The organism is Pseudomonas sp. PKS, from assembly GCF_051913525.1.
GTDB classification, from domain to species: domain Bacteria; phylum Pseudomonadota; class Gammaproteobacteria; order Pseudomonadales; family Pseudomonadaceae; genus Aquipseudomonas; species Aquipseudomonas guariconensis_D.
This window is the reverse complement of record NZ_JBEGDO010000026.1, coordinates 1-22,842: the sequence shown is the minus strand read 5'-3', so window position 1 is coordinate 22,842 and position 22,842 is coordinate 1. Positions and strand designations below refer to the sequence as shown.

Below are 22,842 nucleotides of genomic sequence, written 5' to 3'. Positions count from 1 at the left end.
GATGCGCCGGACTTGTAGGAGCGGGTTTTACCCCGCGAATGAGGCCGGCACAGGCAACCGAACTAGCCAGCAAAATTTCGATAACAAATTCAAGAAAGGAGAACACACCATGGCCGAAGCAAAAGTACTCAGTGGCGCAGGCCTGCGTGGCCAGGTGGCCGGCCAGACCGCGCTGTCGACCGTTGGCCAGGCCGGTGCCGGCCTGACCTACCGTGGCTACGATGTCCGCGATCTGGCGGCCGGTGCCGAATTCGAAGAGGTCGCCTACCTGCTGCTGTACGGCGAGCTGCCGAGCAAGGCGGAGCTGGCTGATTACAAACGCAAGCTCAAAGGCCTGCGCGACCTGCCCCAAGCCCTCAAGGAAGTGCTCGAACGCATTCCGCGCGACGCCCACCCGATGGATGTGATGCGCACCGGCTGCTCGGTGCTGGGCACCCTGGAGCCTGAGCTGACCTTCGAGGCCCAGCGCGAGAAGACCGACCGCCTGCTGGCTGTCTTCCCGGCGATCATGTGCTACTGGTACCGCTTCACCCACCAGGGCGTGCGCATCGACTGCACCAGCGACGAAGACACCCTGGGCGGCCACTTCCTGCACCTGCTGCACGGCAAGAAGCCGAGCGAGCTGCACGTCAAGGTGATGAATGTCTCGCTGATCCTCTACGCCGAGCACGAGTTCAACGCCTCGACCTTCACCGCCCGTGTCTGCGCCTCGACTCTGTCGGACCTGTATTCGTGCATCACTGCGGCCATCGGTTCGCTGCGCGGCCCGCTGCATGGCGGCGCCAACGAAGCGGCCATGGAGCTGATCGAGCGCTTCCAGAGCCCGCAGGATGCCGTTGCCGAGCTGCTGCGTATGCTTGAGCGCAAGGACAAGATCATGGGCTTTGGCCATGCGATCTACAAAGAGTCCGATCCGCGCAACGAGGTCATCAAAGGCTGGTCGAAGCAGTTGGCCGACGAAGTGGGTGACACCGTGCTGTACCCGGTCTCCGAAGCGATCGACAAGACCATGTGGGAGCAGAAGCGCCTGTTCCCGAACGCCGACTTCTACCATGCCTCGGCGTACCACTTCATGGGCATCCCGACCAAGCTGTTCACTCCGATCTTCGTTTGCTCGCGCCTGACCGGCTGGGCCGCGCACGTCTTCGAACAGCGCGCCAACAACCGCATCATCCGCCCGAGCGCCGAGTACGTTGGCGTCGAGCAGCGCAAGTTCGTGCCGATCGAGCAGCGTTGAAACAGCGCGCTCCGCGTTCCCTGTAGGAGAGGGGCAAACCCACTCCTGCAGGGGTGGTGCCCGCTTAGGTAAACCGTGACCGAGCCTGATAACGATATGAACACCGCATTTCGCAAGAACCTGCCAGGCACCGACCTGGACTACTTCGACGCCCGCGCGGCAGTCGAGGCGATCAAGCCCGGCGCCTACGATGGCCTGCCATACACTTCCCGCGTGCTCGCCGAGAACTTGGTACGCCGTTGCGATCCGGCCACCCTGAATGCTTCCCTGGAACAGCTGATCGAGCGCAAGCGCGATCTGGACTTCCCGTGGTTCCCGGCGCGCGTGGTCTGCCACGACATTCTCGGACAGACCGCCCTGGTCGACCTGGCGGGCCTGCGTGATGCCATCGCCGAAAAAGGTGGTGACCCGGCCCAGGTCAATCCGGTGGTGCCGGTGCAATTGATCGTCGACCACTCCCTGGCGGTGGAATGCGGTGGCTTCGACCCGCAGGCGTTCGAAAAGAACCGCGCCATCGAAGATCGCCGCAACGAAGACCGTTTCCACTTCATCAACTGGACCAAGAAGGCGTTCAAGAACGTCGATGTGATCCAGCCGGGCAACGGCATCATGCACCAGATCAACCTGGAGAAGATGTCCCCGGTCATCCACAACGACCATGGCGTGGCCTACCCGGACACCTGTGTCGGTACCGACAGCCACACCCCGCACGTCGATGCGCTGGGTGTGATCGCCATCGGTGTCGGTGGCCTGGAAGCCGAGAACGTCATGCTCGGCCGCGCCTCCTGGATGCGTTTGCCGGAAATCGTCGGTGTCGAGCTGACCGGCAAGCTGCAACCGAACATCACTGCTACCGACCTGGTCCTGGCGCTGACCGAGTTCCTGCGCAAGCAGAAGGTGGTCGGTGCCTACCTGGAGTTCCATGGTGAAGGTGCCCGCGCCCTGACCCTGGGTGATCGCGCCACCATTTCCAACATGGCGCCGGAGTATGGCGCGACGGCAGCGATGTTCGCCATCGACCAACAGACCATCGACTACCTGAAGTTGACCGGCCGTGAAGAGCAACAGGTCAAGCTGGTGGAAACCTATGCCAAGACCGCCGGCCTTTGGGCCGACAGCCTGGCCAAGGCCGAATACGAGCGTGTCCTGAGCTTTGATCTCTCGAGCGTGGTGCGCAACATGGCTGGCCCGTCCAACCCCCACGCCCGCGTCGCGACCAGCGACCTGGCCGCCAAGGGGATCGCCGGTGCCTGGGAGCAAGTCCCCGGGCAGATGCCTGACGGTGCAGTGATCATCGCTGCCATCACCAGTTGCACCAACACCAGCAACCCACGCAACGTGATCGCTGCAGGTCTGCTGGCGCGCAATGCCAACAAGCTGGGCCTGGCCCGCAAGCCGTGGGTCAAGTCCTCCCTGGCGCCAGGCTCCAAGGCCGTGCAGCTGTACCTGGAAGAAGCCGGGCTCGAGAAAGAGCTGGAGCAACTGGGCTTTGGCATCGTCGCCTTCGCTTGCACCACCTGCAACGGCATGTCCGGTGCGCTGGACCCGAAGATCCAGCAGGAAATCATCGACCGCGACCTGTATGCCACTGCCGTGCTGTCCGGCAACCGCAACTTCGACGGGCGCATCCACCCGTATGCCAAGCAGGCGTTCCTGGCTTCGCCGCCCCTGGTCGTGGCCTATGCCATCGCCGGCACCATCCGCTTCGACATCGAGAAGGACGTGCTGGGTGTGGTCGATGGCAAGGAAATCCGCCTGAAGGATATCTGGCCGAGCGATGCGGAAATCGACGCCGTGGTCCAGGCGGCGGTCAAGCCGGAGCAGTTCCGCAAGGTCTATATCCCGATGTTCGCCATCGAGCAGGACACCGGGCCGAAGGTTGCGCCGCTGTACGACTGGCGTCCGATGAGCACCTACATCCGTCGCCCGCCGTACTGGGAAGGTGCCCTGGCTGGCGAGCGTACGCTGCGTGGCATGCGTCCGCTGGCGCTGCTGCCGGACAACATCACCACCGACCACCTGTCGCCGTCCAACGCCATCATGCTCGACAGTGCTGCGGGTGAGTACCTGGCGAAAATGGGCCTGCCGGAAGAGGACTTCAACTCCTACGCCACCCACCGCGGTGACCACCTGACCGCCCAGCGCGCCACCTTCGCCAACCCCAAGCTGTTCAACGAGATGGTGCGCAAGGAAGACGGCAGCGTGAAGCAGGGTTCGCTGGCGCGCATCGAGCCGGAAGGCAAGGTGACCCGTATGTGGGAAGCCATCGAAACCTACATGGAGCGCAAGCAGCCGTTGATCATCGTCGCTGGCGCCGACTACGGCCAGGGCTCATCCCGTGACTGGGCGGCCAAGGGCGTGCGACTGGCCGGGGTCGAGGCGATCGTCGCCGAAGGCTTCGAGCGCATCCACCGCACCAACCTGGTGGGTATGGGCGTGTTGCCGCTGGAGTTCCTGCCGGGCACCAACCGCAAGACCCTGGACCTGGATGGCAGCGAGACCTATGACGTGCTTGGCGCGCGTACCCCGCGTGCGACCCTGACCCTGGTGGTGACCCGTCGTAACGGCGAGCGCCTCGAGGTGCCGGTGACCTGCCGTCTGGATACTGCCGAGGAAGTGTCGATCTACGAGGCCGGTGGTGTGTTGCAGCGCTTTGCCCAGGACTTCCTGGAAGCGACCGCCTAAACAGGAGCAGCACGGCCCTTGTGGGGGCGGGTTTACCCGCGAATGCGTTCGATCAGGCAACACTGTTGCTTGTGCTCATGCTTTCGCGAGTAAACGTGCTCCTACGGCGGCGTGCAAACAGGAATTCGAATATGGCACATGTACCGCAAGTCAAGATTCCCGCCACGTACATCCGTGGCGGCACCAGCAAAGGCGTGTTCTTCCGTCTGCAGGACCTGCCCGAGCGTGCCCAGCAACCGGGCCCGGCGCGCGATGCGCTGCTGCTGCGGGTGATCGGTAGCCCCGACCCCTACGGCAAGCAGATCGATGGCATGGGCGGCGCCACCTCCAGCACCAGCAAGACCGTGATCCTCGCGCGTAGCACTCGCCCTGAGCATGACGTCGACTACCTGTTCGGCCAGGTCTCCATCGACAAGGCGTTCGTCGACTGGAGCGGCAATTGCGGCAACCTGTCAGCCGCCGTGGGTTCCTTCGCCATCAGCGCTGGCCTGGTGGATGCGGCGCGCATTCCGCGCAACGGCATCGCCACCGTGCGCATCTGGCAGGCCAACATCGGCAAGACCATCATCGCCCATGTGCCGATCACTGACGGCGAGGTGCAGGAGACCGGTGATTTCGAGCTCGACGGCGTGACCTTCCCGGCCGCCGAGGTGCAGCTGGAGTTCCTCGATCCGGCTGCCGACGAGGAGGGTGGCGGTGGTTCGATGTTCCCCACCGGTAATCTGGTGGATGATCTGGAGGTGCCGGGTGTCGGGACCTTCAAGGCGACCTTGATCAATGCCGGGATCCCGACCATCTTCGTCAATGCTGGCGACATCGGTTACACCGGCACCGAGCTGCAGGATGCGATCAACGGCGATCCTGCCGCGCTGACGCGCTTCGAGACCCTCCGCGCCTATGGCGCAGTGCGCATGGGGCTGATCGAGCATGTCGACCAGGCGGCGGGGCGCCAGCACACGCCGAAGGTCGCCTTCGTCGCGCCGCCGGTGTCGTACACCGCCTCCAGTGGCAAGGCCGTCGAGGCGGGCGATGTCGACCTGCTGGTGCGTGCGCTGTCGATGGGCAAGCTGCACCACGCCATGATGGGGACCGCCGCGGTGGCGATTGGCACTGCCGCGGCCATCCCGGGCACGCTGGTCAATCTCGCCGCTGGCGGCGGTGAGCGCAGCGCCGTGCGGTTCGGTCATCCCTCCGGCACCTTGCGGGTTGGTGCCGAGGCGCGCAAGGTGGAGGGAGAATGGACCGTGACCAAAGCGATCATGAGCCGCAGTGCTCGCGTGTTGATGGAAGGCTGGGTGCGCGTGCCTGGCGACAGCTTCTGACACGCAGTCGGCGCTCGGCTTGTTGAGAGGGCCTGGGTTGCAGCTCATCGCAGGCTTCGCCAGCTCCTACAGACTTGTCACGATACATCTGTAGGAATTGGCGAAGCCTGCGGTAGACCTCAATGCGGGTCCCCTATTCAAGGGAGCAGACAATGAGCGCCAACGTAGACCTCAACGAACGCCCGGACTACGACCAGGTCCTGCAGACCATCGCCGACTATGTACTCGATTACCAAGTCGAGTCGGCCGAAGCCCTGGATACCGCCCGCAACTGCCTGATGGATACCTTGGGCTGTGGCTTGCTGGCGTTGCGCTTTCCCGAATGCACCAAGCACCTTGGCCCGTTGGTGGAGGGTACAGTGGTCCCTTATGGCGCAAGGGTGCCCGGTACCGCCTACCGGTTGGACCCCGTAAAGGCTGCCTGGGACATCGGCTGTATCGTGCGTTGGCTGGACTACAACGACACCTGGTTGGCCGCCGAATGGGCCCATCCCTCCGATAACCTGGGCGGCATCCTTGCGATTGCCGACCACCTTTCGCAAAAACGCGTGGCCAACGGCGAGTCGCCGCTGACTATGCGCACCGTGCTCGAAGCCATGGTCATGGCCCACGAGATCCAAGGGGTGCTTGCCCTGGAAAACGCCTTCAACCGCGTCGGCCTTGATCACGTGGCACTGGTCAAGGTTGCCTCCACGGCAGTGTGCGCCAAACTGATGGGTGCCAATCGGGCGCAATTGCTCTCGGCCTTGTCCCATGCCTTCGTCGATGGCCAGGCGCTGCGTACGTACCGTCATGCACCCAATGCCGGCTCGCGCAAGTCCTGGGCGGCGGGCGACGCTTCCAGTCGGGGGGTGCGCCTGGCCGATATCGCGCTGCGTGGCGAGATGGGCGTACCGGGCGTGCTCACGGCGCCGCAGTGGGGTTTCTACGACGTATCGTTCAGCCATACCAACAAGGACTTGGCGCTCAAGCCCGCCGACCAGCGCACGTTGCGCCTGCCTCAAGCGTTCGGCAGCTATGTCATGGAGAACGTGCTGTTCAAGATCAGCTTCCCGGCGGAGTTCCATGCGCAGACGGCCTGTGAGGCTGCTGTGACGCTGCACCCGCAGGTGCGCAATCGGCTGCACGAGGTCGATCGCATCGTCATCGCCACCAATGAGTCGGCGATTCGCATCATCTCCAAGGTCGGCCCCCTGGCCAATGCGGCCGATCGTGACCACTGCCTGCAGTACATGACCGCAGTGCCGCTGATCTTCGGCAACCTGGTGGCCGAGCACTACGAGGATGCGTTCCATGCGGCCCATCCCAGCATCGATCGCTTGCGCGAGAAGATGGAAGTGGTCGAGGAGCCGCGCTTCAGCCGGGAATACCTGGAGGCGGACAAGCGCTCCATTGCCAATGGGTTGCAGGTGTTTTTCAAGGACGGAACCCATACCGCCCAGGTGGTGGTGGAGTACCCGATCGGTCATCGGCGGCGGCGCGGGGAGGGCATACCGCTGTTGGAGGCCAAGTTCAGGGAGAACCTGGCGACGCGGTTCGTGCGTCAGCGCTGTGATGAGATCTTTGCCTTGTGCAAGGATCAGGCGAGGCTGGAAGGCACGGCGGTGCAGCGGTTTGTCGATCTCTTTGTGATTTGAACGTGCTTTGCCGGCCTCTTCGCGGGTAAACCCGTTCCCGCAGAGACGATGTTTCATCGCCCTGTACCTGCCAAGTATCCAGGGCCGTCAATGCAAGGCCCACAAAAAAGCCCCGGCATCTCTGCCGGGGCTTCTTCTTACAGCTTGCCGCTTATTACGCCTGGACCACTGGGATCTTGGCGTTGGCCGCCGCTTCGCGGAACTCGGCGATCTGGTCGAAGCTCAGGTAGCGGTAGACGTCGGCAGCCATGCTGTCGATGTCCTTGGCGTACTGCAGGTACTCTTCGACGGTCGGCAGCTTGCCGATGATCGAGGCAACTGCGGCCAGTTCGGCCGAAGCCAGGTAGACGTTGGTGGCGTCGCCCAGGCGGTTCGGGAAGTTACGGGTCGAGGTGGAGACCACGGTCGAACCGGTCTGTACGCGAGCCTGGTTACCCATGCACAGCGAGCAGCCTGGCATTTCCATGCGCGCACCGGCTTTGCCGTAGATGCCGTAGTAGCCTTCCTCGGTCAGCTGGTGGGCGTCCATCTTGGTTGGCGGGGCCAGCCACAGACGGGTTGGAATGCCACCCTTGACCTTGTCCAGCAGCTTGCCGGCAGCGCGGAAGTGACCGATGTTGGTCATGCACGAACCGATGAACACTTCGTCGATCTTGTCGCCGGCAACGGTCGACAGCAGACGGGCGTCGTCCGGGTCGTTCGGCGCACAGAGCACAGGCTCCTTGACGTCGGCCAGGTCGATCTCGATGACCGCAGCGTACTCGGCGTCGGCATCGGCGGACAGCAGCTGAGGCTTGGCCAGCCAGGCTTCCATCGCCTGGGCGCGGCGCTCCAGGGTACGGGCGTCACCGTAGCCTTCGCTGATCATCCAGCGCAGCAGGGTGATGTTGGACTTCAGGTACTCGGCGATCGACTCTTCCGGCAGCTTGATGGTGCAGCCGGCGGCGGAACGCTCGGCCGAGGCGTCGGACAGCTCGAAGGCTTGTTCGACGGTCAGCTCGTTGAGGCCTTCGATCTCCAGGATGCGGCCGGAGAAGATGTTCTTCTTGCCCTTCTTCTCGACAGTCAGCAGGCCCTGCTGGATGGCGTAGTAAGGGATGGCGTGGACCAGGTCACGCAGGGTGATGCCAGGCTGCAGCTTGCCCTTGAAGCGAACCAGTACCGACTCCGGCATGTCCAGTGGCATGACGCCGGTGGCAGCGGCGAAGGCGACCAGGCCGGAACCGGCCGGGAAGGAAATGCCGATCGGGAAGCGGGTGTGCGAGTCGCCACCGGTGCCGACGGTGTCAGGCAGCAGCATGCGGTTCAGCCAGCTGTGGATGATGCCGTCGCCCGGACGCAGGGATACGCCGCCACGGGTGCGGATGAAATCCGGCAGGGTGTGGTGGGTGTTGACGTCGATCGGCTTCGGATAGGCCGCGGTGTGGCAGAACGACTGCATGACCAGATCGGCGGAGAAGCCCAGGCAGGCGAGGTCTTTGAGCTCGTCGCGGGTCATCGGGCCGGTGGTGTCCTGGGAACCGACGGTGGTCATCTTCGGCTCGCAGTAGGCACCTGGGCGCACGCCCTGGCCTTCTGGCAGACCGCAAGCGCGGCCGACCATCTTCTGCGCCAGGGTGAAGCCCTTGCCGGTGTCGGCAGGCTGCTCTGGCTTCTTGAACAGATCCGAAGCACCCAGGCCCAGTTCGGCACGTGCTTTCTCGGTCAGGCCACGGCCGACGATCAGCGGAATACGGCCGCCAGCGCGGACTTCATCCAGCAGGACTTCGGTTTTCAGCTCGAAGGTGGTGACCAGCTCGTCGCTGCCATGGCGGCGCACTTCACCTTTGAATGGATAGACGTCGATGACGTCGCCCATGGCCAGGTTGGTGCAGTCGAATTCGATCGGCAGGGCGCCGGCGTCTTCCATGGTGTTGTAGAAGATCGGGGCGATCTTGGTGCCGAAGCAGAAGCCACCGGCGCGCTTGTTCGGCACGTACGGGATGTCGTCGCCAAAGAACCACAGCACCGAGTTGGTGGCCGATTTACGCGAGGAACCGGTACCGACCACGTCACCGACGTAGGCGACCGGGAAGCCCTTGGCTTTGACCGCTTCGATCTGGGCCAGTGGGCCGACCGAGCCAGGCTGCTGCGGCTCGATGCCGTCACGGGCCATTTTCAGCATGGCCAAGGCGTGCAATGGGATGTCAGGGCGCGACCAGGCGTCCGGGGCAGGGGACAGGTCGTCGGTGTTGGTTTCGCCAGGCACCTTGAACACGGTCAGGGTGTACTTGTCGGCGATGGCCGGGCGGGCGGTGAACCACTCGCCGGCAGCCCAGGATTCCAGGACGGCCTTGGCGTGAGCGTTGCCAGCCTTGGCTTTTTCAGCCACGTCGTGGAAGGCATCGAACATCAGCAGGGTGTGCTTGAGCTGTTCGGCCGCGACGGCGCCCAGTTCGGCGTCATCCAGCAGCGCGACCAGCGTCTCGATGTTGTAGCCGCCCTGCATGGTGCCCAGCAGCTCGGTGGCGTGCTTGCGGTCGATCAGCGGGGATTTGGCTTCGCCCTTGGCGATGGCGGAGAGGAAAGCGGCCTTGACATAGGCGGCTTCGTCGACTCCTGGGGGAACGCGGTGGGTGATCAGGTCTACGAGGAAGGCTTCTTCGCCGGCCGGCGGGTTTTTCAGCAGCTCGACCAGGCCTGCAGTTTGTTCGGCGTTAAGCGGCTGGGGCACGATGCCCAGGGCGGCACGCTCTTCGATGTGTTTGCGGTAGGCTTCAAGCACAGTTATTACCCTCATCAGTGGTCCCTAAAGGGGAGTCCGGGACGCTCATCCAGCATTCTTTGCACCCATGCGCAATGACGGCTTTTTGGGCCGCCCAGCCAGGGTCGCAGAGAATCCTTACAGAAGCTGCTTTCAAAGTTTTACGCCTGTAGAACGGTGAGCTGATGAGGGCTGGCGCGGGCCATGCACGGTGGCATGCCCCGGCCAACGCCGTTCTACCGGATGAACTGTGCTCGTGACGCTTTGAAAACAGCTTCCAACGGACATTGGTGCCTTGAAAAGGCGGTGTGATTCTACGGCAAAAAAAGGGCGAACGTAAGGCGGCACACACGACTTTAACGAGTGACCCTGGTTAGACAAAGGGCTAACATTGCCGAGTGTTCCACCGCCAGGCCGTTGTCTGTACATGTCCAACCAGTCCATCAAAACCCCTTGCGTAGGGCTCTGCTCCACGGTCTATGGCGACCTGGTGTGCCGAGGCTGCAAGCGCTTCCATCATGAAGTGATCCACTGGAACAGCTACGACGAGGACGAAAAACGTGCCGTCTGGCAGCGCCTGGAGCAACTGCTGGTGCAGGTGATGATGGCCAAGCTGGAAGTGTTCGACAAACAACGTCTGCGCCAGCAACTGGAGCAACGTTCGATTCGTTTTCTGGCGCACCAGTCCGAGTATTGCTGGGCCTATCAGTTGATCGCCCGCGGCGCGCGCATGATCCGGGACCTGGAAGCCTACGGCATGGCCTTGCTGCCGGAGTTTCGCGACTGGGAGCTGCCGCAGTTGCGCGATGCCATCGATCGGGAGTTCTTCCTGCTTTCCGAAGCGCACTATCAACGCTACATCGCGCCGTCCTTCCTCAAGCAGGCCCTGGGCTAGCCCGTCGGCTTCGCCCAGGGGCGCCGCGCAGGCGCCCGTTCAGCGAACTCAGTCGCCGCTGTACTCGCAGCCGCTGGTGCAGGTTTCGTGGATGCGGACCTTCGACAGCTCCGGCAGCAGGGGCTTGACCTGGTCCCAGATCCACTTGGCGATCACTTCGCTGGTGGGGTTCTCCAGGCCCGGAATGTCGTTCAGGTAGTTGTGATCCAACTGTTCGTAGATCGGCTTGAAGATCGCCTTGATCTCGGCGAAGTCGCGGATCCAGCCGGTGTGAGGGTCAAGTGGGCCGGTCAGGTGCAGACCGACCTTGAACGAGTGGCCGTGCAGGCGACCGCATTTATGCCCGGCGGGAACGTTGGGCAGGCGGTGGGCCGATTCGAAAGTAAATTCCTTGAAGATTTCCACGCTGTAGAGACTCTTGAAAACAATGCTGGCGTGCAGTTTATCAGCATGCCCGTTACAAGGCTTGCAGCTGTTCGTGCAGCCGCCCGGTGGTGATCAGTTCCAGCAGTTCATCGCCCAGGCGCTGGCTCTCGGCAATGGCCTTGTACCAGTAGCGTTTGCGCGCGGGCGCATCGCCCATGAAGCGCTTGAAGTCGTTGCGGTCCGGCAGCTTGCCGTAGGGCAGGGCGGCCAGGTACTGGGGGGATGGCGTCATCAGCAGCACGTTCTGCAAGCGTGTGGCATCGCCGCGGCGCCAAGGCAGGGCTTTGTCGAACCAGCCGGGCACCACTTTGTCGGTGAAGTGCGGGTAGAGCACCAGGTCGTCGCCTTGATACGGCAGGTCCAGGTGATAGTCGAGCAGGCCGCCGTCGCGGTAGGTGCCGGCACCTGCGCCGGGAATGTCACGTACGCCTTCCATCACCATGGGGATCGAGCCCGAGGCGAGCAGGGCTTGGCGCAAGTTGGCCAGGTCCAGTGGCAGGCAGCGCGACGGGAAGTCGGTCAGGGCGTCCAGTGGCGGCGCGGCACGCCCGTCGTGCAGGATGACCCGCTCGAAGTGCCGCGCCAGGCGCGAGCGGCCCAGCAGGTTGTTGGCGATCACCGAGGACAACCCCATGCCCAGGCGACCGCGATGGTCGTCGGCCAGTAGGCCGTGGCTTTTGACCACCATGATGTTCAAGCGGTAGTGCGGGTTAGCGAGAATCTGCCCATCGCGGCCTTGCAGCAGTTCATCGAGCATGCGCGTACAGCTCTGGCTGATCTCGGTCGGCGTCACGCCTTTGGCAAAATCCTGTTCGGTGTACAACTCACCCAGGCGGCGCAGTCCATCGACGGGGTCGTTCAGGCAGGCACTGGCGAAGCGCCAGGCACCGATCGAGGCGCCGATCAGTGCCCGTTGACGCGGTGCCGAGGGCAGCCACTCACCAAACAGCGCCAGGTCCAGCCCTTGGATGCCCAGCGGCTTGGGCCCGCCGGCGGCACCTGGCAGTACGCCCACATCGGCTGCCCGCAGGCCGCGTTCGCGGATCTGGCGCAAGGCGCGTTGGCCTGCCTTGAAGGTCAGGGCGGGGTACTTGATGTGGATGGCGCTCATGACAGATCTCGCAGGCAACAAGCGGGTCATTATAGAGGGGATTGTCTGTGTCGGCCTTTTCGCGGGTAAGCACGCGCCTACAGGTGTGGTAGGCGGGAACGGGTTTACCCGCGAGCGGGAGGTGAAGCTGCGCTATCATGCCGCCAGCTGTTTTCAGGTTGGATTAAGGACCGCGGGGTAATCTTAACCCCGTAGACAACTTACTGATCTCGATGGAGAGAGAATCCATGAAAACTTTGACTGCCCTGTTCACTGCCGCCGCCCTCGCTTTCGGTGCCAATGCTGCCTTCGCCAAGGACGTTCAGCCCGATGAAGTGGTGAAGCTGGTCAATGCCAAGACCATCAAGTCCCTGGACGAGCTCAAGGCTGCCGCCGTGGCCAAGCACCCGGGCGCCACCGTGACCGACTCCGAGCTTGAGAACGAGTACGGTCGCTACATCTACAAGGTCGAGCTGCGCGACACCCAGAACGTCGAATGGGACGTGGACCTGGACGCCAAGACCGGTGAAGTCCTCAAGGACGAACGAGACAACTGATGCGTGATCTACGGCGAACGGCGCGCTACCTGGCCCTGGTCCTGATGGCCGCCTGTTCGCTGGCCGGTGCCCGTGACTTGGACCAGGATGAAGCCCTCGAGCTGCGCCAGAAGGGCATCATCCTGCCATTGGAACACCTGCTCGACATCGCCCTGGGACGTTATCCCGGGGCGCGCCTGCTGGAGGCGGAGCTGGAAGAAAAGCACGACCGCTACGCCTACGAGGTCGAATTACTGACTCCGGCTGGCGTGGTCCGCGAGATCAAGCTCGACGCCCGCACCGGTGAGTTGCTCAAAGACGAGGAAGACGACTGAATGCGCCTGCTGCTTGTCGAGGACAATGTCCCCCTGGCCGACGAATTGATCGCCGGCCTGCAGCGCCAGGGGTATGCCGTGGACTGGCTGGCCGATGGCCGTGACGCGGTGTACCAGGGCCAGAGCGAACCTTACGATCTGATCATCCTCGACCTGGGGCTGCCCGGCCTGCCAGGGCTTGAGGTATTGAGCCAGTGGCGCGCCGCCAATCTAGCCACGCCGGTGCTGATCCTCACCGCGCGCGGCTCCTGGGCCGAGCGGATCGAAGGGCTCAAGGCCGGCGCCGATGACTATCTGACCAAACCTTTCCACCCCGAGGAGCTGCAACTGCGTATCCAGTCGCTGTTGCGTCGCGCCCGAGGGCTGGCCAACCAGCCGACGCTGGAGGCCGCCGGCCTGCACCTGGATGAAGGCCGTCAATGCGTGATCCGTGAAGGTGTCGACATTCAACTGACCGCTGCGGAGTTTCGCTTGTTGCGCTATTTCATGCTGCATCCGCAACAGGTGTTGTCCAAGAGTCACTTGGCCGAGCACTTGTATGACGGCGAGACCGAGCGGGACTCCAACGTGCTGGAAGTGCATGTCAACCACCTGCGCCGCAAGCTCGGTCGCAGCGTGATCGAGACTCGCCGCGGCCAGGGTTACGTGTATGCCGGGAGCGCGGCGTGAGGTCGATCCAGGCACGCTTGAGCCTCGGGCTGGTGGCTGTGCTGGTGGTGGTCGGCCTGGTCCTGGCCCAGCTGAGCCTGTGGTTGTTCGAAGTCGGCTTGCAGCGTTACCTGGAGGCCGGCCTGCGCAAGGAGAGCGAAAACCTGCTGGTGGCCCTGGTGCGCGGGCCGTCAGGGCTGCAGTTGGACGAGCGACGCATATCGGCGGCCTATCAGCGCCCTTTTTCGGGCTATTACTTTCGCATCGACTTCGACCAGGGCACCTGGCGCTCACGTTCGCTGTGGGACCTGGAAATGCCCAAGCCTGCGGCGCCAGGGCTCGAGGATGGCCTTGAGCTAGGGCCGGAGGGGCAGCAACTGCTGACCTTGCGTGCGGACTACCGACGCCTGGGTCAGGACATCTCGATCAGCGTGGCCCAGGATTACTCTCCGGTGCGCGAGGGCTTCAGGCGCATGCAGCAGATCGGTCTTGGCATGGGGCTGGTGGCGTTGGTGCTGGTGCTGGTGTTGCAGCGCCTGACCGTGACCCGCTCGCTACGCCCGCTGGAGCGGGCACGCCAGCAGATCGCTCAGTTGCAGCAAGGCCAGCGCTCCCAGCTCGATGCCCAGGTACCCAGTGAGCTGCAACCTTTGGTGGACCAGATCAACCACCTGCTGGCGCACACCGAGGACAGCCTGCGCCGCTCGCGTAACGCCTTGGGTAATCTCGGCCATGCCCTGAAGACGCCGCTGGCGGTCCTGCTGAGCCTGGCGGCCAGTGAACGCCTGAAGGACTTGCCGGACGTACGTGAGCAACTGCGCGAGCAACTCGAGCAGATCCAGCAACGCCTGGCCCGTGAACTCAACCGCGCGCGTCTGGCCGGCGACGCGCTGCCCGGTGCACAGTTCGACTGCGACGCCGAACTGCCGGGCTTGCTCGGCACCCTGGGCATGATCCATGGCGAAGGGCTGCTACTCGAGCGCGACGTGCCACAGGGACTGTTGTTGCCATGGGACCGCGAAGACCTGTTGGAGCTGCTCGGCAACCTGCTGGACAACGCCTGCAAATGGGCTGACAGCGAGGTACGCCTGGGCATCGTGCCGACGGTCGAGGGGTACCACCTGTGGGTGGACGATGACGGCCCCGGCATCCCGGAACCTGCGCGATTGCAGGTGTTGGAGCGAGGCTCGCGGCTGGACGAGCAGGTCGATGGTCATGGCCTGGGGCTGGGCATCGTGCGCGATATCGTCGAGGCCTGGGGCGGGACGCTGGCGCTGTTGGAAAGCCCGTTGGGCGGTTTGCGGGTGAGTATCGCGCTGCCGCGCAAGGGGCGTTGAAGGGGCGGCACCTCGATTGGCACATCGTGGCGTCTGGGGTTCGGGGCCGCCTTGCGGCCCATCGCAGGCTTCGCCAGCTTCCACGAGGATCACCGCCAGCCCTGTATTCGCCGGTAAATCCACTTTCACAAGGTTACCGTAGCGCCCAGCACTGCAAAAAAAGTGCAGTTCAGCGGCACTTTTTTGAATTGGCCCGCTTGCTATCACACCCGGCACAATCGCTGCCATGAAACTTCGTGTTTCCATCTCCAAGGACGGAGCCATTAAGCTATTGCATTGGCAATACAGCCCATGCCAGTTCGGCTGGGCTTTCTTTTCAAATCAAGAAGAACACGATCGACTGCCCTGATGTCTGCCTCGCGTCTCGAAAGCCGTCTGCAGCGCTTGCTGCCTGCGCCCCTGAACATCCCTCCCAAAGAATGGTTGCGTGCCAGCCTTGGCGCGCTGCTTGGCCTATTGCTCGCCGGAACCCTCGTCAGCCTGGCCTATGGCCCCTCGGTCGCCCTGCACCTGCTCGGCCCCCTGGCCGCCTCGGCAGTGCTGGTGTTCGCGGTGCATTCCGGGCCGTTGGCCCAGCCGTGGCCGGTGCTGGGCAGCTATGCCGTGGCCTGTATCGTGGGCCTGGTGATGCGGCATTACCTGGGCACTGAACTGTGGGTCGCAGCCAGCGCCCTGGGCCTGTCGATTGTGATGATGTGCCTGTTGCGCTGCCTGCACCCTCCTGGGGGCGGGGTGGCAGCAGGTGCCGTGCTGGCGGACCCGGGGCTGACGGCGCTGGGCAATCATCTGCTCGAGCCGATTGTGCTCGATGCCTTGATCCTGGTTATCGTGGCAGTGCTCTACAACCGTCTCACCGGCGTGCGCTACCCCAAGGGCCTGCTGCCGCGCAAGGATCTGCACCACACCCACGATCCGCTGCCCAGCGAGCGGATCGGGGTGAACAGCGACGACCTGGATGTCGCCCTGGAAGAATTGGGCGAGTTCGTCGACGTCACGCGCGATGAACTCGAACGCATCATCCTGGCCACCGAGCAGCACGCCCTGCAACGCAGCCTGGGCGGTATCACCGCGGCCTCGGTGATGTCCCGTGACGTGCAGTTCGCGTCGCCGGCCACCACCTTGGAGCAGGCCTGGAAGATGCTTTCCAACCACCAGCTCAAGACCTTGCCTGTACTGGAAGGGGGGCGTTTGGTGGGCATTGTCAGCCTCAGCGACTTGCTCGGCCCGGCCATGGCCCGAGCACGCTTGAGCTGGCGTGGGCTGTTCGGTCGCCCGGTGGTGCGCCTGGAGCAGGTGATGAGCCGCCGGGTCATCAGCGTCAGCAGCCAGCATCCGCTCGATCGCCTGTTGCCGTTGCTCAGCGAGCAGGGCCTGCATTGCCTGCCGGTGCTCGAGGATGACAAGTTGGTCGGTGTGATCACCCAGACCGATCTTATCGCCGGCCTCAAGCGACACCTGCTCAACGCCGGCGCGCAGCGCTCAGAGGATCGGGTCCCAGCGCTGTGACCAATCGCTGTCGCCGGCGGCCACCAGCCGGCGCAGCACGCTGAAGGCTTGCTGCAAGGCCTCGCTGTCGCGCTTGCGGGCGTAGATAAGGAAGGTCGGGTAGGTGAATTCCGGCGCCTGTGGCACCCGCTCGACCACTCCTTTTTCCAGGTAGGCCTGCACCACCCGTGTACGGAAGTAGCCACTACCCCCTTGCTCGAGAATGAACTGCAACGCCAAGGGGCCCAGGTTGAAGCTCAAAGCCGGGCGCGCGCAATCGGGCAGGGCGGCATCATGCTGGCGGCGGAAGGCCTCGCCCCAGTCGATGTAGATATAGGGCTCGGGTTGACCGACCCGGCGCACGCGGATCAGCTTTTCCTCCATCAATTGCTCCACCTGCAGCCCCGGGCCGTAGGTCGGCTGGTACACCAGCGCGGCATCAAGCAGGCCCATTTCCACCTTGCGCAGCAACGACTCGCCATCGCTCACCTCGCTGCGGATGGCGTGGCTGGGCAGTTCACGGTGCAGGGCGCTGACCCAGTCGAGCATCATCGGGTTGGCCAGGCTTACCTCGCCCCCCACATGCAGCACTTGCTGGCACCCTTGGGGCAGCGGCAGGTCGCGGCGGGCAGCCTCCCAAGTCTGCACCATCTGGTTGGCGTAGACGATGAACGCCTCGCCGTCGCTGGTGAGGGTTGCGCCGTTGCGGCTGCGGATGAACAACTGGCAGCCCAGTTGCTGCTCCAGGCGTTGTACCCGCGCGGTGATGGCCGTCTGCGATACGAACAGGCGTTCGGCGGCGGCGACAAGGCTGCCGCAGCGCACGATTTCCAGGAAGGTACGGGCCTGGTCGATATCCATTGAAACGGCTCTTTGGCTGACGAGAAGCCCTATTCTAGGCCCCGCGCTGTAGCGGGGCGACAACCCCGTGCAATCTTGCATATCGGTTGCGACTTAAGTCCGATGGCGGGCGCGGGGTACCGGTCCATACTCGGGGTTCGCCCTTCAATAACAACAAGTACCGGGTTGCAAATCGCCATGACCTACCAGCACAGCTATGCCCGCTCCATCGCCGACCCCGCCGCCTTTTGGGCCGAACAGGCCGAACACCTGGCCTGGCATCGCAAGCCTTCCCTGACCCTGCAGAACAACCCTGACGGCACCCACCGCTGGTTCGCCGATGGCCGCCTGAACAGCTGCCACCTGGCCCTGGACCATCAGATCGAGCAGGGGCGCGGCGACCAGCTGGCGTTGATCTACGACTCGCCGGTGACCGGCGTGCAACAGACCTTCACCTACCACCAGTTGCGAGATGAAGTGGCCCGCCTGGCCGGCCTCCTGCGGCAGTTGGGCGTGGGCAAGGGCGATGGGGTGATCATCTACATGCCCATGGTGCCCCAGGCCGCCATGGCCATGCTGGCCTGCGCGCGGATCGGTGCCGTGCACTCGGTGGTGTTCGGCGGCTTTGCCGCCAACGAACTGGCCCTGCGCATCGATGACGCCCGACCCACGCTGCTGCTCACCGCCTCCTGCGGCCTGGAGTTCGACCGGGTGATCGAATACAAGCCGCTGGTCGATCGCGCCTTGCAACTGGCCAGGCACCAGCCGCGCCATGTCCTGGTGCTGCAACGCCCGCAGGCCCATGCCACCCTGCAGCCGGGGCGCGATCTGGACTGGCAGCAGGCGCTGGCCGGTGTCGACCCGGTGCCCCCGGTGGAGCTGGAGGCGGGTGATCCGCTCTACATCATGTACACCTCCGGCACCACCGGAAAACCCAAGGGCATCGTGCGCGAGAACGGCGGTAACGCAGTCGCCCTGTGCTATGCCATGCGGCATATCTACGGCATGCAGGCCGGCGATGTGTGGTGGGGCATCTCCGATGTGGGCTGGGTGGTCGGGCACTCGCTGATCGTCTACGGGCCGTTGATGAACGGCTGCACCACGGTCTTCTACGAGGGCAAGCCCATTCGCACCCCGGACGCCTCGGCCTATTGGCGCGTGGTTGAGCAGTACCAGGTCAATGGCCTGTTCTGCGCCCCCACCGCCATGCGGGCGATCCGCAAGGAAGACCCGGACGGGGCGCTGATCCGTCGTCATGATTTGAGCTCGCTGCGCCAGTTGTTCCTGGCCGGGGAGAAACTGGATTCGAGCACCCACCAATGGCTGGAGCGTGTCAGCGGAAAACCCGTGCACGACCACTGGTGGCAGACCGAGACGGGCTGGCCGGTCACCGCGCCCTGCGTGGGCCTGGAGGGCAGCGCGGCGCGGCCAGGCTCGAGCAACCGCGCAGTGCCGGGGTATAACGTGCAGGTGCTCGATGACGAAGGCCGGCTCTTGGGGCCGAACGAGCAGGGCGCGATCGTCATTGCCTTGCCCTTGCCGCCCGGTTGCAGCCAGACCCTTTGGGGGGATCACGAGCGTTACCTGCAGGCCTACCTGCAGCCCCACCCGGGCTACTACCACACCGGTGACGGCGGCTACCTGGACGATGACGGCTTCGTCTACATCATGGGGCGCACTGACGATGTCATAAACGTCTCGGGCCATCGCCTGTCCACGGGTGAAATGGAAGACTTGGTCGCCCGCCATCCGGCGGTGGCCGAGTGCGCAGTGATCGGCGTTCATGACGAGATCAAGGGCCAGGTACCGCTGGCGCTGGTAGTGCTCAAGGACGGCGATGGGATCGGCGAGCAGCAGTTGCAGGCAGAGCTGGTGGCCAGCGTGCGCGAGCAGATTGGCGCCTTGGCGTGTTTCAATCGCGTGCGTCTGGTCAAGCGCCTGCCCAAGACCCGTTCGGGCAAGATCCTGCGCGCGGTGCTGCGCAAGATCGCCGATGGCCAGGACTACGTGCCGCCTTCGACGCTGGACGATCCGGCGGTGCTCATTGAAATCGAAGGGGTGTTGGCGGATCTGCCCAGGGCGAGTTGACTGGGCAGCCCGAAGGTTGCGCTCAGTCAGGCCCGACCTGATGCAGTTGCCCGAGTCGGCTGCGGGTACGCATCAGGTCGGCGAGTGGTCCGCCCAGGCTCTCTGCCAGCGGCCGCTTGCCGATCACCGTCACGGTCTTGTCCTGGTCGTACAGCACATCCACCAGATTGACGAAGCGTTGCTGCGCGGCCAGCGAGCATTCGGACAGGTCATCCAGCCCATCGATGATCCACTCGTCGAAATGCTCGGCCAACGCCAGGTAGTCGATCACCGCCGTGGCCTGCTCGCACAGGTCAGCAAAGGCGAACATCACCGTTCGCCCCTGGCTGGCCAGGGCGCGCAGGTTGCGTTTGTTCACCTCCAGCAGGACTGGCTGCGTGACCGGTAGCGCCAAGCCCTGGCGCTGGTCGGCATCCCCTGGCCACAGGTAATGCCCTTGGGTGAAGCGCTGATGCGCGCGGTTCGCCGGCAGGCTGCGAAAGTCTGTGTCGCCGTCGACTTCCAGTACCTGCATGCGGCTGTGGATCAGGCGGATCACCGGCAGGAAGCGCTCGTGATACAGCGGGTTGGGCAGCAGCCCCTCGGGGGCATAGTTGGAGGTCACCAGCAGGCACACGCCCCGGTCGAACAGCGCGTTGAACAGGCGGGTGAGGAGCATGGCATCGCCGATGTCATGGACATGGAATTCATCGAAGCACAGCACTTGGCAGTGATCGAGCAGTTCGTCCAGCGTTGCGCCCAAGGCATCATTCAGCGCCCGGTTGCGGTGCATGCCCTGGTGCAAGCGGGCGAAGAAATCATGAAAGTGCAGGCGGCGCTTTGCCTCGACCGGCACGGCCTGGAAGAACCCGTCGAGCAGCCAGCTCTTGCCACGCCCCACCGAACCATGCAGGTAGAGGCTGTGCGCCTGGCCCTGTTCCAGCAGGGCCAGTTGTTCGGCCATGGCCTGGATGACGCGACGTTGCCCCTCGCTCAGCTGGTAGCCGCGGCTGTCGGCCTTGTCCTGAAAGAACGCCAGGAGCCTGTTGTCAGCGGGCGACTCGTTGCGCAAGCGCTGCTTGAAATGACGTAGCGGCATCGGAAGCCAGGCGGACACGTTCGGGTTCCTCGTTGCGAAGGCGGGCAGGGCAGCTTGCAGGAGGCTGGCGCTGCGAGCAATCGAGAATGTGCCTGGCGATGATCGTGAAATGCGATGGGTCTAGGCGCTGAAGGCATTGGAAACTGCGATGAATAAATAAAGCTTATTTGTGAAATACGATAAATCGATTTTTCTTATCCAGTGCAAATTGCTTCCATGCGCTCATGCATCACTCCTTCACAAAAACAAAACCGCCGGAGAAGATCATGACCAAAGCCGAAGCCCTCCCTCTCGCCCCACCTGCCCAGGGTGAGCCCTACCTGCTGACGCCAGGCCCGCTTACCACCTCCAAGGCCACCAAGGAGGCCATGCTGCGTGACTGGGGTTCATGGGACGGTGATTTCAACCGGGTCACGGCCGAGGTTCGCCAGCAACTGCTGAGCATGGCCGGCGTGACGGATGACAGCTTCGCCTGCGTCCCGCTGCAAGGCAGCGGCAGTTATTCGGTCGAGGCGGCCCTGGCCACGGCCATCCCCAAGGACGGCAAGGCCCTGGTACTGATGAATGGCGCCTACGGCCAGCGCGCCAGCAAGACCCTCGAATACCTCCATCGCGCCTACATCACCCTGGACAAGGGCGACTACCTGCCGCCCCAGCCAGATGAAGTCGATGCGTTGCTCAAGGCCAACCCGGACGTCACCAACGTCTTCATCGTCCACTGCGAAACCAGCTCTGGCATCCTCAACCCGCTGCGTGCCATTGCCGACGTGGTCAAGGCCCACGGCAAGAGCCTGATCGTCGATGCCATGAGCTCCTTCGGCGCCGTGCCCCTGACCGTTCAGGACATCGCCTTCGATGTGCTGGTCTCGTCTGCCAATAAATGCATCGAAGGCATCCCGGGCTTCGGTTTCGTGATCATCCGTCGCAGTGTGCTGGAGGCCGCCAAGGGCCGCGCCAACTCCCTGAGCCTGGACTTGTTCGAGCAGTGGGCCTACATGGAGCGCACCGGACAATGGCGCTTCACCCCGCCGACCCACAGCGTGGTGGCCTTCCACAAAGCTTTGGAGCAGCACCGTGCCGAAGGTGGCGTGGCGGGCCGGCAGGCGCGCTACACGCGCAATCGCGATGTGCTGGTGGCCGGCATGCGCGAACTGGGTTTCAAGACGTTGCTTGAAGATTGCTGGTTGTCGCCGATCATCACCACGTTCTTCAGCCCTGAACATCCGAACTTCGACTTCAAGCGTTTCTACGACGAACTCAAGGCCCGCCAGTTCATCATCTACCCCGGCAAGCTGACCGTGGCCGAAAGCTTCCGCATCGGCTGCATCGGCCAGATCGACGAACACATCGTTCACCAACTGCTGCGTGCCATCGCCGACACCCTTCTGGCGATGGACGTGGACATGCAACGTCCAACTGCCTGAGCCGGCCCTGTCGAGGCGCCAGGCCTTACTGCCTCGACACTCCCCTTACCGTTGAACCTGGATCCGTGCGCGGATTGCAGGTGCCTTTTAGCGATTTTCGGAGCCCCTACGATGCACTACGAACAGCCTTCCTCGTTGCAAGCCGCGATTCTCGACTGGGCCGGTACCGTCGTCGATTTCGGCTCGTTCGCGCCGACCCAGATCTTCGTCGAAGCCTTCGCTGAGTTCGGTGTGAGTGTTTCCCTGGACGAAGCCCGCGGCCCGATGGGCATGGGCAAGTGGGATCACATCCGTACCCTGTGCGATGTGCCCGAAATTGCCGAGCGCTACCGCAAGGTGTTCGGTCGTACGCCGACCGACGACGATGTCACTGCCATCTATGAGCGCTTCATGCCCCTGCAGATCGAGAAGATCGCCGTGCATTCGGCGCTGATCCCGGGTGCCCTGGAGGCCATCGCAACGGTGCGTGACAAAGGGCTCAAGGTCGGCTCCTGTTCCGGCTACCCGAAAGTGGTGATGGACAAGGTGGTGGAGCTGGCCAAGCAGAATGGGTATGTCGCCGACCATGTGGTGGCCACCGACGAAACCCCGAACGGCCGTCCTTGGCCGGCCCAGGCCCTTGCCAACGTGATTGCCTTGGGCATCGATGACGTCGCCGCCTGCGTCAAGGTCGACGACACCTGGCCGGGCATCCTCGAAGGTCGTCGCGCCGGCATGTGGACCGTGGCCCTTACCTGCTCGGGCAATGCCCTGGGCCTGTCTTACCAGGCCTACAAGTCGCTGGCAGCGGACAAACTGGCCGAGGAGCGCGCGCGCATCGTCAAGATGTTCGAGCCGTCCCGTCCCCACTACCTGATCGACACCATCGCCGATTTGCCAGGGGTGATCGACGACATCAACCAGCGTCTGGCCCGGGGTGAAACACCGCAAGCCTGTTGAGCGGCGCACAACGACACGACACTCGCAATCCCTACACGCTAGAGCCAGGAGACACACCATGCGTTACGCACATCCGGGTACCGAAGGCGCGAAAATT

At 63.7% G+C, this 22,842-nt stretch carries 18 protein-coding genes; 13 read left to right on the top strand and 5 right to left on the bottom strand.

The genetic code is table 11. The features are described 5' to 3' along the window. The first annotated feature begins 109 nt into the window (after positions 1 to 109). From prpC to prpD, 4 genes are all read left to right on the top strand, one after another. Positions 110 to 1,237 (top strand): bifunctional 2-methylcitrate synthase/citrate synthase, encoded by a 1,128-nt coding sequence (gene prpC, locus ABOA88_RS20770; protein WP_367852084.1) that lies wholly within the window; start codon positions 110 to 112, stop codon positions 1,235 to 1,237. A gap of 96 nt (positions 1,238 to 1,333) precedes the next feature. Then, positions 1,334 to 3,922 (top strand): Fe/S-dependent 2-methylisocitrate dehydratase AcnD, encoded by a 2,589-nt coding sequence (acnD, locus tag ABOA88_RS20765; RefSeq protein WP_367852083.1) that lies wholly within the window; start codon positions 1,334 to 1,336, stop codon positions 3,920 to 3,922. Positions 3,923 to 4,053: 131 nt separating this feature from the next. Next, complete coding sequence (gene prpF / locus ABOA88_RS20760) at positions 4,054 to 5,244, top strand: 2-methylaconitate cis-trans isomerase PrpF (RefSeq protein ID WP_367852082.1); 1,191 nt, start codon at positions 4,054 to 4,056, stop codon at positions 5,242 to 5,244. A 152-nt stretch (positions 5,245 to 5,396) separates the two neighbouring features. After that, positions 5,397 to 6,881 carry a 2-methylcitrate dehydratase gene (gene prpD / locus ABOA88_RS20755; RefSeq protein ID WP_367852081.1) on the top strand — a complete coding sequence of 495 codons (1,485 nt, stop codon included), beginning with the start codon at positions 5,397 to 5,399 and terminating at the stop codon, positions 6,879 to 6,881. A 154-nt stretch (positions 6,882 to 7,035) separates the two neighbouring features. Here the strand turns inward: prpD and acnB are convergent, their stop codons facing one another. Then, positions 7,036 to 9,645: a bifunctional aconitate hydratase 2/2-methylisocitrate dehydratase gene (gene acnB / locus ABOA88_RS20750; RefSeq protein WP_196171010.1), complete on the bottom strand. Its 2,610-nt coding sequence runs from the start codon at positions 9,643 to 9,645 to the stop codon at positions 7,036 to 7,038. 406 nt (positions 9,646 to 10,051) lie between these two features. Here acnB and ABOA88_RS20745 point away from each other — a divergent pair, with 406 nt between their 5' ends. Continuing rightward, entirely contained in the window at positions 10,052 to 10,519 is a 468-nt protein-coding gene (locus ABOA88_RS20745; RefSeq protein ID WP_196170999.1) for a DUF1289 domain-containing protein, read from the top strand. Between the two features lie 48 nt (positions 10,520 to 10,567). Here ABOA88_RS20745 and queD read toward each other — a convergent pair whose 3' ends face one another. Continuing rightward, entirely contained in the window at positions 10,568 to 10,924 is a 357-nt protein-coding gene (gene queD / locus ABOA88_RS20740) for a 6-carboxytetrahydropterin synthase QueD (protein WP_043213989.1), read from the bottom strand. Positions 10,925 to 10,976: 52 nt separating this feature from the next. After that, complete coding sequence (locus tag ABOA88_RS20735; protein WP_367852080.1) at positions 10,977 to 12,056, bottom strand: patatin-like phospholipase family protein; 1,080 nt, start codon at positions 12,054 to 12,056, stop codon at positions 10,977 to 10,979. Positions 12,057 to 12,283: 227 nt separating this feature from the next. Here ABOA88_RS20735 and ABOA88_RS20730 point away from each other — a divergent pair, with 227 nt between their 5' ends. From ABOA88_RS20730 to ABOA88_RS20710, 5 genes are all read left to right on the top strand, one after another. Continuing rightward, positions 12,284 to 12,592 (top strand): PepSY domain-containing protein, encoded by a 309-nt coding sequence (locus tag ABOA88_RS20730; protein ID WP_043213984.1) that lies wholly within the window; start codon positions 12,284 to 12,286, stop codon positions 12,590 to 12,592. Then, the gene (locus ABOA88_RS20725) at positions 12,592 to 12,906 is read left to right on the top strand and encodes a PepSY domain-containing protein (RefSeq protein ID WP_367852079.1); all 315 of its coding nucleotides are present in this window, start codon (positions 12,592 to 12,594) and stop codon (positions 12,904 to 12,906) included. The genes ABOA88_RS20730 and ABOA88_RS20725 overlap by 1 nt, the downstream gene beginning before the upstream one ends. Next, the gene (locus tag ABOA88_RS20720) at positions 12,907 to 13,575 is read left to right on the top strand and encodes a response regulator transcription factor (RefSeq protein WP_196171002.1); all 669 of its coding nucleotides are present in this window, start codon (positions 12,907 to 12,909) and stop codon (positions 13,573 to 13,575) included. Next, positions 13,572 to 14,891 carry a sensor histidine kinase gene (locus ABOA88_RS20715; RefSeq protein ID WP_196171003.1) on the top strand — a complete coding sequence of 440 codons (1,320 nt, stop codon included), beginning with the start codon at positions 13,572 to 13,574 and terminating at the stop codon, positions 14,889 to 14,891. The genes ABOA88_RS20720 and ABOA88_RS20715 overlap by 4 nt, the downstream gene beginning before the upstream one ends. 348 nt (positions 14,892 to 15,239) lie before the next feature. Next, a complete protein-coding gene (locus ABOA88_RS20710; protein WP_367852078.1) occupies positions 15,240 to 16,397 on the top strand; it encodes an HPP family protein in 1,158 nt (385 codons plus the stop codon). Here ABOA88_RS20710 and ABOA88_RS20705 read toward each other — a convergent pair. Beyond that, the gene (locus tag ABOA88_RS20705; protein ID WP_196171005.1) at positions 16,371 to 17,237 is read right to left on the bottom strand and encodes a LysR family transcriptional regulator; all 867 of its coding nucleotides are present in this window, start codon (positions 17,235 to 17,237) and stop codon (positions 16,371 to 16,373) included. The two genes, ABOA88_RS20710 and ABOA88_RS20705, sit on opposite strands and share 27 nt — an antisense overlap. Positions 17,238 to 17,414: 177 nt before the next feature. Between ABOA88_RS20705 and ABOA88_RS20700 the strand changes: the two genes are divergently transcribed. Then, on the top strand, positions 17,415 to 19,304 hold the full coding sequence (locus ABOA88_RS20700; protein ID WP_367852077.1) for a propionyl-CoA synthetase: 1,890 nt from the start codon (positions 17,415 to 17,417) through the stop codon (positions 19,302 to 19,304). A 22-nt stretch (positions 19,305 to 19,326) separates the two neighbouring features. Here the strand turns inward: ABOA88_RS20700 and zapE are convergent, their stop codons facing one another. After that, positions 19,327 to 20,400, bottom strand: coding sequence for a cell division protein ZapE (gene zapE / locus ABOA88_RS20695; protein ID WP_367852076.1), 1,074 nt, complete (start codon positions 20,398 to 20,400; stop codon positions 19,327 to 19,329). Positions 20,401 to 20,648: 248 nt separating this feature from the next. On the opposite strand from zapE, the gene ABOA88_RS20690 reads away from it, so the two are divergent. Together ABOA88_RS20690 and phnX are read left to right on the top strand one after the other, a co-directional pair. Beyond that, a complete protein-coding gene (locus tag ABOA88_RS20690) occupies positions 20,649 to 21,806 on the top strand; it encodes a 2-aminoethylphosphonate--pyruvate transaminase (RefSeq protein WP_196171008.1) in 1,158 nt (385 codons plus the stop codon). Positions 21,807 to 21,917: 111 nt separating this feature from the next. Then, on the top strand, positions 21,918 to 22,745 hold the full coding sequence (phnX, locus tag ABOA88_RS20685; protein ID WP_367852075.1) for a phosphonoacetaldehyde hydrolase: 828 nt from the start codon (positions 21,918 to 21,920) through the stop codon (positions 22,743 to 22,745). Positions 22,746 to 22,842 lie beyond the last annotated feature (97 nt).

What these genes read in the sequence shown, in the direction of transcription:
- ABOA88_RS20725 (WP_367852079.1), top strand. Translation starts at nt 12,592, where the DNA reads ATGCGTGATCTACGGCGAACGGCGCGCTACCTGGCCCTGGTCCTGATG.
- ABOA88_RS20710 (WP_367852078.1), top strand. Translation starts at nt 15,240, where the DNA reads ATGTCTGCCTCGCGTCTCGAAAGCCGTCTGCAGCGCTTGCTGCCTGCG.
- ABOA88_RS20730 (WP_043213984.1), top strand. Translation starts at nt 12,284, where the DNA reads ATGAAAACTTTGACTGCCCTGTTCACTGCCGCCGCCCTCGCTTTCGGT.
- ABOA88_RS20705 (WP_196171005.1), bottom strand. Translation starts at nt 17,237, where the DNA reads ATGGATATCGACCAGGCCCGTACCTTCCTGGAAATCGTGCGCTGCGGC.
- prpD (WP_367852081.1), top strand. Translation starts at nt 5,397, where the DNA reads ATGAGCGCCAACGTAGACCTCAACGAACGCCCGGACTACGACCAGGTC.
- ABOA88_RS20720 (WP_196171002.1), top strand. Translation starts at nt 12,907, where the DNA reads ATGCGCCTGCTGCTTGTCGAGGACAATGTCCCCCTGGCCGACGAATTG.
- prpF (WP_367852082.1), top strand. Translation starts at nt 4,054, where the DNA reads ATGGCACATGTACCGCAAGTCAAGATTCCCGCCACGTACATCCGTGGC.
- ABOA88_RS20700 (WP_367852077.1), top strand. Translation starts at nt 17,415, where the DNA reads ATGACCTACCAGCACAGCTATGCCCGCTCCATCGCCGACCCCGCCGCC.
- ABOA88_RS20735 (WP_367852080.1), bottom strand. Translation starts at nt 12,056, where the DNA reads ATGAGCGCCATCCACATCAAGTACCCCGCCCTGACCTTCAAGGCAGGC.
- ABOA88_RS20745 (WP_196170999.1), top strand. Translation starts at nt 10,052, where the DNA reads ATGTCCAACCAGTCCATCAAAACCCCTTGCGTAGGGCTCTGCTCCACG.
- phnX (WP_367852075.1), top strand. Translation starts at nt 21,918, where the DNA reads ATGCACTACGAACAGCCTTCCTCGTTGCAAGCCGCGATTCTCGACTGG.
- prpC (WP_367852084.1), top strand. Translation starts at nt 110, where the DNA reads ATGGCCGAAGCAAAAGTACTCAGTGGCGCAGGCCTGCGTGGCCAGGTG.
- ABOA88_RS20690 (WP_196171008.1), top strand. Translation starts at nt 20,649, where the DNA reads ATGACCAAAGCCGAAGCCCTCCCTCTCGCCCCACCTGCCCAGGGTGAG.
- acnD (WP_367852083.1), top strand. Translation starts at nt 1,334, where the DNA reads ATGAACACCGCATTTCGCAAGAACCTGCCAGGCACCGACCTGGACTAC.